Origin of the sequence: Paenibacillus helianthi (assembly GCF_001909055.1) — a bacterium.
Classification (GTDB): Bacteria; Bacillota; Bacilli; order Paenibacillales; family Paenibacillaceae; genus Paenibacillus_AQ; species Paenibacillus_AQ helianthi.
The window spans coordinates 1-12,483 of record NZ_LVWI01000041.1 but is presented as its reverse complement, the minus strand read 5'-3'; the positions used below and the strand labels follow the sequence as shown (position 1 = coordinate 12,483).

The 12,483-nt window shown below is 40.8% G+C and carries 12 protein-coding genes and 3 pseudogenes; 10 read left to right on the top strand and 5 right to left on the bottom strand.

The window, feature by feature from the left end; all coding sequences use genetic code 11:
• Nucleotides 1-46: 46 nt before the first annotated feature.
• Entirely contained in the window at nucleotides 47-700 is a 654-nt protein-coding gene (locus tag A3844_RS14900; RefSeq protein WP_083606856.1) for a VOC family protein, read from the bottom strand.
• A gap of 233 nt (nucleotides 701-933) precedes the next feature.
• Between A3844_RS14900 and A3844_RS14895 the strand changes: the two genes are divergently transcribed.
• Nucleotides 934-2,334, top strand: coding sequence for an ADP-ribosylglycohydrolase family protein (locus A3844_RS14895; protein WP_074107775.1), 1,401 nt, complete (start codon nucleotides 934-936; stop codon nucleotides 2,332-2,334).
• 106 nt (nucleotides 2,335-2,440) lie between these two features.
• Here A3844_RS14895 and A3844_RS14890 read toward each other — a convergent pair whose 3' ends face one another.
• Entirely contained in the window at nucleotides 2,441-5,029 is a 2,589-nt protein-coding gene (locus A3844_RS14890) for a glycosyl hydrolase (RefSeq protein ID WP_074107774.1), read from the bottom strand.
• A 149-nt stretch (nucleotides 5,030-5,178) separates the two neighbouring features.
• On the opposite strand from A3844_RS14890, the gene A3844_RS14885 reads away from it, so the two are divergent.
• The 3 genes from A3844_RS14885 to A3844_RS14875 all read left to right on the top strand — a co-directional run bounded on the left by A3844_RS14885 (nucleotide 5,179) and on the right by A3844_RS14875 (nucleotide 7,224).
• A complete protein-coding gene (locus tag A3844_RS14885) occupies nucleotides 5,179-5,349 on the top strand; it encodes a CPCC family cysteine-rich protein (RefSeq protein WP_244169776.1) in 171 nt (56 codons plus the stop codon).
• Between the two features lie 140 nt (nucleotides 5,350-5,489).
• The gene (locus A3844_RS14880) at nucleotides 5,490-6,254 is read left to right on the top strand and encodes a tetratricopeptide repeat protein (RefSeq protein WP_074103246.1); all 765 of its coding nucleotides are present in this window, start codon (nucleotides 5,490-5,492) and stop codon (nucleotides 6,252-6,254) included.
• 148 nt (nucleotides 6,255-6,402) lie between these two features.
• A complete protein-coding gene (locus A3844_RS14875) occupies nucleotides 6,403-7,224 on the top strand; it encodes a hypothetical protein (protein ID WP_244169775.1) in 822 nt (273 codons plus the stop codon).
• Nucleotides 7,225-7,497: 273 nt separating this feature from the next.
• Here A3844_RS14875 and A3844_RS14870 read toward each other — a convergent pair whose 3' ends face one another.
• A complete protein-coding gene (locus A3844_RS14870) occupies nucleotides 7,498-8,445 on the bottom strand; it encodes a VCBS repeat-containing protein (protein ID WP_244169774.1) in 948 nt (315 codons plus the stop codon).
• 284 nt (nucleotides 8,446-8,729) lie between these two features.
• On the bottom strand, nucleotides 8,730-9,449 hold the full coding sequence (locus tag A3844_RS14865) for a class I SAM-dependent methyltransferase (RefSeq protein ID WP_074107773.1): 720 nt from the start codon (nucleotides 9,447-9,449) through the stop codon (nucleotides 8,730-8,732).
• A 104-nt stretch (nucleotides 9,450-9,553) separates the two neighbouring features.
• Between A3844_RS14865 and A3844_RS14860 the strand changes: the two are divergent.
• The 4 genes and pseudogenes from A3844_RS14860 to A3844_RS14845 all read left to right on the top strand — a co-directional run.
• Nucleotides 9,554-9,682 (top strand): annotated as a pseudogene (locus A3844_RS14860) (DUF255 domain-containing protein); the annotation flags it as partial.
• A gap of 207 nt (nucleotides 9,683-9,889) precedes the next feature.
• Nucleotides 9,890-10,585 (top strand): hypothetical protein, encoded by a 696-nt coding sequence (locus A3844_RS14855; RefSeq protein WP_074107772.1) that lies wholly within the window; start codon nucleotides 9,890-9,892, stop codon nucleotides 10,583-10,585.
• Nucleotides 10,586-10,632: 47 nt separating this feature from the next.
• Nucleotides 10,633-10,707, top strand: a pseudogene (locus A3844_RS34000) (DUF255 domain-containing protein); the annotation flags it as partial.
• An 89-nt stretch (nucleotides 10,708-10,796) separates the two neighbouring features.
• Nucleotides 10,797-11,135 (top strand): hypothetical protein, encoded by a 339-nt coding sequence (locus A3844_RS14845; protein WP_167374683.1) that lies wholly within the window; start codon nucleotides 10,797-10,799, stop codon nucleotides 11,133-11,135.
• Between the two features lie 107 nt (nucleotides 11,136-11,242).
• On the opposite strand, the gene A3844_RS14840 is transcribed toward A3844_RS14845, so the two are convergent.
• Nucleotides 11,243-11,752 (bottom strand): hypothetical protein, encoded by a 510-nt coding sequence (locus A3844_RS14840; protein ID WP_167374682.1) that lies wholly within the window; start codon nucleotides 11,750-11,752, stop codon nucleotides 11,243-11,245.
• A gap of 256 nt (nucleotides 11,753-12,008) precedes the next feature.
• Here A3844_RS14840 and A3844_RS14835 point away from each other — a divergent pair.
• Together A3844_RS14835 and A3844_RS14830 are read left to right on the top strand one after the other, a co-directional pair.
• Nucleotides 12,009-12,179 (top strand): annotated as a pseudogene (locus A3844_RS14835) (DUF255 domain-containing protein); the annotation flags it as partial.
• Nucleotides 12,180-12,249: 70 nt separating this feature from the next.
• Nucleotides 12,250-12,483 (top strand): transposase (locus A3844_RS14830; protein ID WP_244169773.1); only part of this gene is annotated, 234 nt, incomplete at its 3' end.

Genomic DNA, 12,483 nt, shown 5'->3' with positions numbered 1-12,483 from the left:
CGGAGCCTGTTTATAATAGATGAGAAGCTAGTTGATGAAATGCCACTCATTCCCGATAGTTTACCGCCTTATGAATTTCAAATTCCCCGTGTCCCTTAAGCAGGACAGAGATATATTGTGGTTCTGCTTTCACATCTGACATAAACCATACTCTTCCTTGTTTCACCAAAATAATCAACCCATTCTCATCACCAACGGCTGTAAATGTTTCACTTTGGCCTCTCCAAGGAGAAAGATTGTATTTCTCTCCAAAAAACGTTGCAGCAGATAATACATCTGGGACAGGTAAGCCGATTTCACTTACGTTCAAAAGACTTTTACCAGAAAACTCATGAGTTGAACTATTATTAAGATTATGACGGGCTATCAATTCCACTATATTTCCGTCGGGATCCTTAAAATAAATCGAGTGGGCGTTCCAATCCTCAAAGAAAATAATTAAATCCCCGTTGTCATCCATCAATTCCACTCTATTTTTAAGCCAATTCATTGCATCTTCAATCTGGTTTTCTGGTATGTTGAATGCAAAATGATATGGTGAATTATGATTACGCTGGTATTCATAATCCAATTGAGAACTCCCAACTGTGAGACAAAATGATTGTGCATCATTCCTACTTATTGGGAGATTCAATACACCCGTGTAGAACTCAATCATCTGATTCAAATTCCTGCAAAAGAGTTTTAGTTTCTTAATCAAAATGGGTATCCCTCCGGGTTCGTCCAACGAATATAGAGTATTAGATTTATTTTACAATGAGACGGATCTGAAAATGTGCAGCTTATCCTGAAATTCTGGGGCAGGAGAACTTAATGCATTTCTCGAATAGTTCTTGATGGAACGATTTAGAATGTTCTTCTATCATTTGACACATTGAGGTAAGTTGTCAATGAATTAAGAATAAATTCTAATTTGGACAAAGGAGATGCAGCATGCTACCATCACTCACATTTCTTAAACGTCAATTGGAGGGGGTTCTCCGCAATAAATTCGCGCAGGGGCATCAAACCTCGGGTTATTTAGCCAAGCTGGAACAGCTTCCTGCAAGTTATGATGCCTATCTGGAATTCGCTCAGAGCTTGGCTGCTATTCCAATGCGGGATAATTGGTCTTACTATGAGCCGGATGATTTAGAGGAGATATGGCGGGAATGCGATCCGGCCCGACCTCTAGGCCAGGTCGGAATTCTGAATCTGAAGGACAGCTCCAAGCGGGTCGAGGCGGGATTCCTCGCTTCCGTCTGCGGCTCCATGCTGGGCAAACCGATCGAAGTCAACCCCAGCTTGTCGGAATTGCGTCAAGCGCTTACTTCCGTAGGGGAATGGCCACTGAACGATTACATCTCTGATGAAATCCTCCATGCGCTGGATCGTCGTCATTGGTCCTGGTATGAGACGACCCGGGGGCGAATTCGTTATGTGGCACCTGACGATGATATCAATTACACCTTAATGGGAATGCTAGTGCTGGAGCAATTCGGCGAGGGTTTTACGAAAAGAAATGTAAGGGATTTATGGATAAATCATCTTCCGATAAGTACAACTTGGGGTCCGGAGAGGTCCATCCTGGTTCAATCGGGGATTAGCTATTTGGAGCATGACAGGGAAATATTCAATCACTCTGAAATAGAGGCTTGGCCCGATCTTTTGGTACAGGATACGGAACTATGCGGGGCAGCGATTCGCGCAGATGCTTACGGCTATGCCTGTCCCGGTCAACCCGCGCTTGCGGCTGAGCTAGCTTGGCGGGATGCAAGTTTTACACATCGCCGGACCGGTATTTACTCCACGATGTTCATTGCTGCTGCGATTGCTGTCGCACATGTGCTGCGCGATCCTGTCAAAATCATTAGTACTGCACTGCAATTCGTACCGAGAAGGAGCCGATTCTATGAGATTACTAAGGATTGCTTGCAGATGGTAGAGAATGCAGATAACTGGCTGGAAGCCTATCAGAGCATTAACGATAAGTATGCGAATTATTCCCACTGTCAGGTTTATCAGGAAATAGGCACTTTAATAAATACATTTCGATTTGCAGAACATGCAGGTGACGGGATATGCAAGCAGGTGATGCAAGGCAACGATACGGACAGCTTTGGGGCAACAGCCGGCTCTCTGCTCGGGGTTTATTTTGGTTCTGATGGCTTAGAGTCAAGGTGGCTTGAGCCTTTCCAGGACCGGATTCATACGGGGTTATCTAATTTTCATGAGCAAAAGCTTTCCCGTTTGGCCGAGCGGATGGGGCGTTTGCCGGAACTGATGAACACCGGTCAGCATCGAATTCAGCCCAGTGAGCTCTATGTGAACGAAAACACGGATTTAGGCCTTTGAATTTGATTTCATCATAAAAATGTATGAGAAATCAGTTGATTCTCATTTTTGTCTAACATAACAGAAAGGGCTGGAGCAGGGTGAAACCCTGATCCAACCCTTTTTTCTACGGCTCAATCCCCCATACCAGCTGACCGTTCATATACCCGGTAACCTGTTCATTGTTTACGAACTGACTGCTGGATGCCTCGAACGAGTAATCGTTAGCCTGGTTGTAATTAGACCAGTTGGTTTTGGAGAACCGTGCTTGAATCTCTGCGCTCTGGCCGGGATTCAGTGTTCCAGCTGAACTCGTAAAGCCAATTTCCAGAGCATAATCGGCCCCGGTAACCGGAGTCGCCAGTTTAACGAATTTGCTGGTTATATTCGCACCCCCGATACTGGACCAGTCGCACCAAAAACTCTGTTCGTTGTCCCCGTCAATGGTATAGTAATACCGGAGCTTGACATCACCGAGCTGAATTGGTGAATCGCCGGTATTGACTACTTTGAATTTGGGTGAAATTCCGTTGGTAGAAGCACTCGTGCTGCCGTTATAGCTCTGGATCGTCAAGTCTCCCGAAGGAACAGGAACACTGCTGTCCACTACATTAATAGTAAGAACGGCATTATTTCCCCCGTTGAAATGAAAGGTAATCGCATTCTGGCCCAGCGGCAGTGTGGAAAGATAAGATTTGCGCAGAATGGCAGCAGTGCTAGATACCGTATAATCCTGGCCTGGTATAAGCGTATAATTTCCATTCGTTATACTTGCAAGCTGGAGTCCGTTTAAGGTAAGGGATAGGGAAATATCCTGTGCTAGATTCGCCGCTTTATCAAATGCCGCATTCACGGGCGAAATCGCAGCGCCCGGTGTGGAATCGACAATTTTGACTTTTAATACAGGATCTTGACCTTGGTTAAAATCAAAGATGATCGAATGCTCGCCAACCGGCAGCCCACCCAGGAAGGTTTTTTTTAACAGCAGTGTACTTCCGCTCAAGGTATAATCCTGATTCACGGTCAATGCACTTCCACCTGCCCGAAGAGCGGTTAATGTATTGCCGTTAGCATTCACGGTTATGGCTTTGTCGCTCTGAGACGGCGCATATTTGTCAAATTCAACGTTTGCAGGTGTAATAGACGCGCTTGGAGTGGGATCATCCACCTTAAGATCGGGCAGCTCATCCAGCGTGATTACATAATTACTTTGATACAGTGTTTTCAGAGTAGCCGGATAATTAAAAGCAGTACTCATGAGATGTTCACCATACCACGGTAGGAAATAGAGCCATCCTGACTTTTCCTCGGTCAGGTTCTTCACACTCGGTACGGTATCATTCTCTGTCATCGCAACCATTTTTTTGCCGCCGGTCAAGTCAACAAGCTTATAGAAAATCGATGTAATGGCATCCTCATTGGGCACGCCGGACAAACCGTCATAGCGGTTGTAGATCGTATTGTATTTATCATAACCGACCATATCCACCTGATCGTTGCCGGGATACCATGCGGGAGAAGTGCTATACACATAGCTGTTGTAGGTCCAGATCAAGTTGTGCAATCCGTACGTCTCCGTAAGCTCGGTGTAGAGCAAATTCCATAGCTGTTTATACACGTCCGCGCCTGCCGAAGCCCACCAGAACCACGCGCCTTCGCCATTCAACCCGCCGTTGCCCTCTGCCTCATGAAAGGGACGGAAGATAACCGGCACCTTGTTATTCTGCAAAATCTGCAGCTGTTCCGCCAAATCCTGGATAGCCATCATTACGTATTGATATTCTTTGGTACCGGGAACTACCGCATTGGCTGTTTTAAAATTGGTTTCTGTCGGCTTGTAGGTGGCTTCCTTCCAATCCACGGGCTGTCCTAGCTGATAGCTGGTGAAATTACGCGGCACCGTGATATGCCAGCTGTTCGTCGCAATCCCTCCCCGGTTATTCACCCAATCGATCATACGGGCAGTTGTACCGTCCTCCCAGCCGTACAGCGGATTATAGTTCATTAGATCGAAGCCGCGGATGGCCGGATACTTTCCGGTTAGATTATGGATCCAATCGAACTCGAGCTCGGAGTTGCCGTCATTTCCACCTCCATAAATCTCTTGCTGGCCGGAGATCATATGTTTGCCGTAGACCTCTGTTAAATAATTCATCAAAACCTGCGTTTCCGGTGTAGCCTTAGGGTCGGTAAGGACAGGCAGCACATCCAAAGGATCAAGAACAGCAACATCGACCGTAAAGGTGTCAAAATAAGCAAATCCCCAGCCGGCCTTTATTTGGATGGTGTTATTGCCTTGGTTCAGCTTTTGAAAGCCAAAATCGAAATTCGACCACGTAGTTGTATAGGGTAGCATATACGAACCTTTGGTAACGCCGTTAACACTTAAAGATTGAAGCCTTCCGTCTGGACTGAGCTCCTGCATATATCGGGTCCGGATGGAATACATACCAGTTTCCGGGACCGCTACGGTGAAGGTTAATGTACCGGAATTCTGCATCCAGACAAATCCGCTTCCAGAGTATCCGGGCTTCGGCTGTCCATAAATTTGCGTCACCACTTGCAGGTCGGAGCTAAGCTGTGCGTTCTCACTTTCAATCGTGAATAGTGCGGGGTTGGTGTTAGTGTCTGCATGGACGGGGGCTGCTGTTACCCATCCAAGCATTAGACTCATTGCCAGCATCAGTACACTTACCTTTTTGAGCCAAGTTTTCATTGTCATCTTCCTTTCGATGTGGAATATGATGAATACCTGTTCAATCTACCGATTCATGATGGCGCTTTCATAGAAAACATAACATATGTATCAATAAATGTAAATATATGGACAATAATAAGTTTTGGACTCTATATTTTGTTAGATGAGTGTATGGAGTTCAATTGGATGAACCTGATTATGCAGGCGGGGCCAATGCAGTATCCTTGGGAAAGGGACAATCAAATTTTCTTAGATTCAGATTTTGTGAAGAGAGATGTATGCTATTTGTAAGAAAACCAAATGAAAATGATATATTTGAAGGGCCAAAGATAAATTAATTCATCTATTCAAAGATTAACTTGTACTTCGAAGAAGTCAGCACCTTCATTAACAACGTATACACACTGCAGGCTGTATGGCCCTTGGTATACAGAGGTTTTTCCAGGATTAAAAGAATGAATTTCCGAGGAGGATTATCATGTCTTTATATGAACAAGGAGAAGATCTATATGCAGTGGGCGAGTACAAGGAAGCGTATAGTTGCTTTTTACAATCATATACAAACAATGTTGAAGTTACAGACTCAATGAATTATTTAGGATGCTGCGAGTTAATGGTCGAAAATTATGAAGCGGCGTTAGATTGGTTTATTAGGCTTAGTAAGATGGTGCCGAATTGGGAACGGCCAATTACAAATATAGGGCGTGTATACTTAAAGCAAGGAAGATTTACTGAAGCTTATGAACAATTTATTCGAGCAATTGATGTAAACGATCAATCAGAAGATACGTTCTTTTACCTTGGTGTATATTTCGAACGTATCAATAATTTAGTACAAGCAAAGGAGGCTTATGAAGAATCTTTAAGTATTAATAACGATCAAGAAGAAACAAGAATAAATTATGGAAGAGTGCTTTGGAGGTTAGGTCAACGTGAAGACGCCAAATTAGAGTGTAATAAGCTTCTTGAACAAAATCCATATCATGAAGATGTTTTATGGAACCTTGGATTGATGAATATTCAAGATAGTAATTATTATGCAGCCTTAGAATATCTGGAAAGGCTATTTAACCATAAAGGATTTGATATGGAGTTGTATTTTGAACTTAGTAGGGTGCATTACAAGCTCAGAAACTATATTGAGTCAATAAACTGGATAGAAAGAATACTTGAAATAGAACCCACTAATAAAAAGGCATTAAAACTTAAAGTAATATTAGATGATTGCTCAAGAAAGGCTTAGTAGGCAACCTCTCATTGATATTTCGTAGTATTACCAATTATGTATAGAAGCTGCTACAAAAATTCCATGAATAATTAAATTTTTTACACTTGTCGTACTCATCATAGTTATACACTTGGAGTATAAATGTATTCATTTGGAGGAAAGAATGATGACCAATAGTAGCATAAAAAAAGCCGCAATGATTTTGAGCTTCTCAATGGTTATAACAACATTTTCAAGCCAAGCCTGGGCGGAGCAAGGTACAAATACTTCAACACCTGCATATGTAATGAGTTCAGATAGCAAAAATCCTTATGAGGTTGCTGGAATAGACGATCCTGCAGAATTTACGGCTTATTTTTCCAAATTACAAAAAGCGGTTAAGGATAACAAACCTGCAGAAGTGGCAGATCTAATCTCCTATCCCATGAATTTGAACAAAGACAACAAAACGTATGTTATTTATAACAAAGAAGAATTTATTAAGAAATACGATCGCATCTTCACTTCGCTTGTACGTGACATTCTTCTAGCTCAAAAAGTCGATAAGCTGTTTGTGAACTATCAAGGAGTTATGGTTGGAGATGGAGAATTGTGGATGGGCGTGCGAAACAATAAACTTGGAGTTATTGCGGTTAATATCACTAACAATCCATATGAAATAGCAGGCATCAAAAATCCAGTCGTATTTGAGCATAACTTCAGTTTGCTGCAGAAACACGTTAAAGAAGGAAAAAAATCTGAGGTCGCCCATTTGATGGTGTACCCATTGAAAGTGAACAATAAGGGGAAAACCATAGAAATCAAAACCAAGAAAGATTTTATTGCAAAATATGACAAAATCATGACTGCTAAAGTCAAGAAGGCGTTATTAGCTCAAAAACTCGATAAAGTATTTATTAATTCGAAAGGTGTTATGATTGGCAACGGAGAGCTGTGGATGGGACAGTTCGGAGAGCAAGTTGGTGTATTTGCTATAAACCAGTAATTATTCATACGCTCTTAAAAGCTAGTATTAACAGGCAGACGCGATTTGAGTTACAATAAAGGCCACCGCTTCATTCGCTTACTTTGCTAAATTCTCTTGCTCCAATCAGACCCTAGACAATAGCAATACTCGAAAACATAAAAGCGACTATGCTCCGTGCATGGTCGCTTTTATGTGTAACTTAGCAATACTTTACCCAAATCCCACCGAAAAGTGGTGATGCTGCATGTTATCAATTGTAGTTACTGAAGAACTACCTCATCATAAAATTGATCAATAAAGGGCAATTAAATTGGTACCAAGTATGGCTACTAACAATCTTGTTGAAATAAATCGAGTACCTTCCCATGTTAAAATATTTTCTACATACCCTAATGTATCCGAATTAGTAGTGCCGATAATTCGTTGAATCGCGAGTAAATCATAACTATTACTTTTTGGGTTTGTAACAATGGGATTTAACGCACCTAAAGCAAGAACCTCTCCTTTTACGGGTTGTTTTAGTTTGCCATCTTCGTTGTAGTATTGCGATAAATATTCTACGCCCTTATAGCTGATGTCTATAGTGAATAGCACGTTTAATTGGGGATTCCCTATGCTTACCTTGTAAAAATCCTCATAATTTACATTGAATTTATATTCAGTATTGTATTTTTCAACATTAAACATTTCTTGTAGATGATTATCCTTAAAGGAATACACATAGAAGATGCCATATCCGCCGCTTCCTCCAGAGTCAATACTTATTAAAATATCCGCTACGCTATCTTTAGAAAAATCCCCCAGAAAAAGTCTGGCATTATATCCAGCATTGTATTGAAGATTTACCGTTGTAGTTATGTTAGAATGTCCATCTTGGATCGCAAGTGTGATTTGATCAGCAAAGTCTCCAGTTCCTTCTGGTTTATTGCCGAATAAATATATGTTATCAAGCGTTCTGTCCCCATTTACATCGGCTTGCTTTATATCCAGCAAAGTAATGTTTCTGGAAAGAGTCAAGTTACCATACCCTCGGTCTGGGTATATTTGGTTTGAATATTGGTGTGGAGTCCCAAAGTAAACCTTTTGCTTATATTGCGGATCATTGGATTCATAATATATATAGATAGGATTATTGTGTGCATATCCATTATCTAAATATAATTCAGCAGAAAGAGGTTGCAGTGAAGTGGCAGGCGGAATGTATTTCACGGTTAAGTTTTGTCGGTTCAAATCAGACATATATATTCCTCCATGATAATTGGGTTATAATCCATACATTCAGAACGGACGGCGCATATCCTGTGTTAGAAAAGAATGAGGAGGGGAAATCAATGGGATATCCTGAAGTTTGTCACGGGTTTACTTCTACGACTGCAATTTTGGTTCTTTATATTTTGTTGGTAATTATTTTATCTGCTGGTTTCTTTGTTTAGTAACAAAGCCTCTGAAGCGTATGAAGCCATGAACAAGAGCCTATATTGCTAGGCTTTTGTTCTTTTTTTGTAGCATGGTGAACAACAAGTTTATTTAGTTCCAATCACAAGAATAAATCCGATATATTCTGCATAACTGTCCATTATACTGTTGTACTTACGGATTACTTCCCAAATGGAGGGGTCAAGAAAGGAACCTTCATCAATTTGTTGATGAGCGTCAGGTTGCTCAAACAAATCCAGACTTGTTTTAGGAAACCGGTAGGGACCCTCTATCTTTGAACGATTAAATCCTATGATTTGTACTAAAGCTAACCACTCCTTAATGTCCCATAGCTTATCAACGTGGTAAAAATTAGTGATTTCTTGGTTGATTTCAGTAGACATGGGTTTTCGTTGGGTCATTTCTCTGTCAAAAAGTTGGCCTCCAGACCGCAAAACCCTGTAGTATTCCAAGAATGCCTTCCTTGTATCGGTGAAGATGGATACAGACTCGACAAGAATCACATCAAATGATTCGTTAGGAAAAGGCAGTGAAAGTGCGTCTCCCTCCAAGAATTTCAAGGTTACATTCTCTTTTTCAGCCCGCTTTTTTGCTTTTGCAATCATATCTGGGCGAATATCTATACCTACTACATCATGACCCTGAGCAGCTAAATAACAAGATGTTCTACCTGTGCCACAACCAATTTCAAGAATTCTGGAGCTAGTGGGTAGGGGATAATGTTCAAACTGCTTCAAGGTTGCAGAAAATCCTCCAGGATGAGCACTACCAATACCTAATTTGGACAGCATGTCGAAATACTCCATATACTAAATTTCCTTTCATCGAAGGTTTTATCTTATAATATGTAAGAAAATTTACTTTGCACCGCAGTGGAGGATTTTATTGATTAAAACATGGTGAGTATAGAAAATCCCCGTATCTTATGCAACATGCCCACAATCCCGTAGACTGGTATCCATGGGGAGAAGAGGCTTTTGCCAAAGCAAAGTCTGGAAACAAGCCGATCTTCCTGTCTGTCGGCTATTCAACATGTCATTGATGATGATTGAGGTGATAGATGGAGATAGCGAATCTGTGAAACGAAGGTGAATAATAATCGTAGCAGAACCGGGGCGGGATTAGATACGCTTCGGTTTTTATTTTTTTAAACGAATAAATATTTGTATTTTTTGTTCCAAGTTAAAAAAAGGAAGGAGAATGTTGTTTTTTAGAGAATGAGGATAGGTAAAGGAGTGTGTCAATAGTGAACAAAAAGTTAATGCTTTTAAGTTTTCTTGGTATGTTTTCAGTAGTATGTCTATCCATTACAGTCTTTGCGGCCGCTGCCGGATACTCTTTAAGGGTAAACGGGGCTGATATTAAAGGAGAAGCAAAGGTCATTGATGGAGTGACCTATGTACCTTTACGCACAGTTATTGAAGGTTTGGGAGGGTCATACCACGTCATGCCTGAGTCAAATACAATCAGTATTCTGAGAAGAGACATAAGCATGTATGGCGGGTATACTGAGTCCAATCCATTACGTTCCGGTTCAAAAGCATATTTTGAAATAAATGAAAATTATGATAAATTCATCGGTTCAGTCTCTATCGAAGAAACGAGCACAGGAAAGGATGCATTGAAAATCCTTCAGGAGAAAAAAGAACCTGCCCCAAGCGGTTATACCTATGTTTTCGTAAAAGTGAACCTTGAAATCTTAGCATCTGAACAAGCCGGTGCATCGTTTCCTATAAATAATTATAGGTTTGAATATATTGACTCGGTAACTCAAATGAGAATTCCTTCTTTTATGTTCTCCAAGTATTCGCCCAGCGTATCAGGAGGAAAACCATTCAACGGTTGGGTTGGATTTTTAATTCCTGAAGGTCATCAATCTGGAATGATAGTTTTATCAAGTCCAGATGATCGGCAGAATGCTTTATGGATGAAAGTACAATGACATCGTGAAAACTTGTGAATATAATCAAAATGGATTAAACCTAAGTACCCAATAGATTAGCCAAGGAGAAGTCGCCATATCTGCTGCAACATGCACATAACCCGGTGAACTGGTTCCCTTGGTCAATTGCTCGAACAGGTTATAGTTTAATCTTTGGGCAGGAAAGAATATTGCAAAAGTCAGCATTATTTGACTCATTTAAGGGGCTACGATGATGGAAGATAATAGAATAGATGCTTTAGTAACGCTTTGTATGTTAAAACTTCGTTTCCAGAATAAACTACAAGTAAACTTAACGAACATACAAGAGAAATCAAAAGAGTTAAAAGATATGAGACTAGACGAACAATCAATTATAGCGTCTATTCAACGTTTACGTCATAGGGGTCATGTTAAAGACAATAGTGTTAATTTATTGTTGGGTTCAGGGATTGTGCATCATTATATTGAGATTCTTCAGTATGATGATGGAGTTAATATCGAAGAAACCTTAGACATATTAGAGAATCGTATTCGGCATTATACAGAGCATCGGAGATACGACTTGTAAAATATATTTCGAAAGGAATGGGGGCAATGAAGAACTTTAAAGTAAGATCTAAACAAAGAGAGTAAGAAACCACTCCGAGGGGCGGGAGTGGTTTTGTTTTTGTATAATCAGAAATCAAACATTGCCGAGATTGTGCCAGTATATTTGTCCACAGTGTACCAGTTAAAAGTGGCAGTATGACCTTCACCTGTAACTTTATTATCTATAACTACCTCATAAACGTGTATACTATAGTTCCCCGCTTCATCAATATTATCCAATTCAACACGATAACCTTTAGGTATTTTGCTTCCGTATGTACTCTTAACTTTTTGAATAGCTTGGGCAACAGAAATTCCTTTATTCGTAGGAACACTACCAAGATAAATGTTGTAGCGGTCAAAGTCAGCAGTCAAAGGGACATTAGCAACTTTAGCTACTGTTTTCAATGGAACATATGAAGTGCCATTTACAATCAATATATCTTCAGTGAGCTTTCGTTCACCATTCATAAAAAAGTTAATGGGCTTATACCATACCGTTTGCTTTGAGCCATAATCAGCGAAAATGGTCGTTCCTGTAAAAATAGTTCCTATAGCAATACCTAATATCAAACCTTTAACTTTGTCTTTCATCATCAGATCCCCTTTATATTAGTATCTACTGGAATATTTTACTTTAAATAGAGTCTACCCTTCAATACATATATAAGGAATATGAATGTAATTCACTTATTGGCCAAAGTAAACTTTGTACCGCGTTTTCTTTTTTTGCATGGTATCCCATCTCACATGGAGTTACCTTTTTGTATTCCTTGAGACTTCTCCCGCCAAATTGGGTAGACTAACCCTAGATGTACTTTACCCAAAATTAGCCGAAATGAGGGATAGCCCCATGACAACCCACAATGCAACCAATATACTAATACACGAAAAATCACCCTACCTTCTACAACACGCATACAACCCCGTGCACTGGTTCCCCTGGGGAGAAGAGGCTTTTACCAAAGCTCAAGCCGAGAACAAGCCGATTTTCTTATCTGTCGGATATTCCACTTGCCATTGGTGGCAATCTAGGATGTGTCTGAAAACTAAATAACATGGTAAGATTTGAGAAAACGAATGGGGCGTCAAGCATGATTCAAAGACGGTACGAAATAAGCGATGAACAGTGGGAACAAATTAAGGACATGTTTCCACCCTACAAAACAGGGCGTCCGTCAAAATTAAGTGAAAGAACCATGTTTAATGCTTTTCTATGGATCGCTCGAAGTGGTGCTGCCTGGCGCGATCTACCGGAGGAACGCTATGGTTCATGGAAAACGGTCTACAGTCGCTTCTGCAAATGGCGAGATACCGGACTGCTTGTC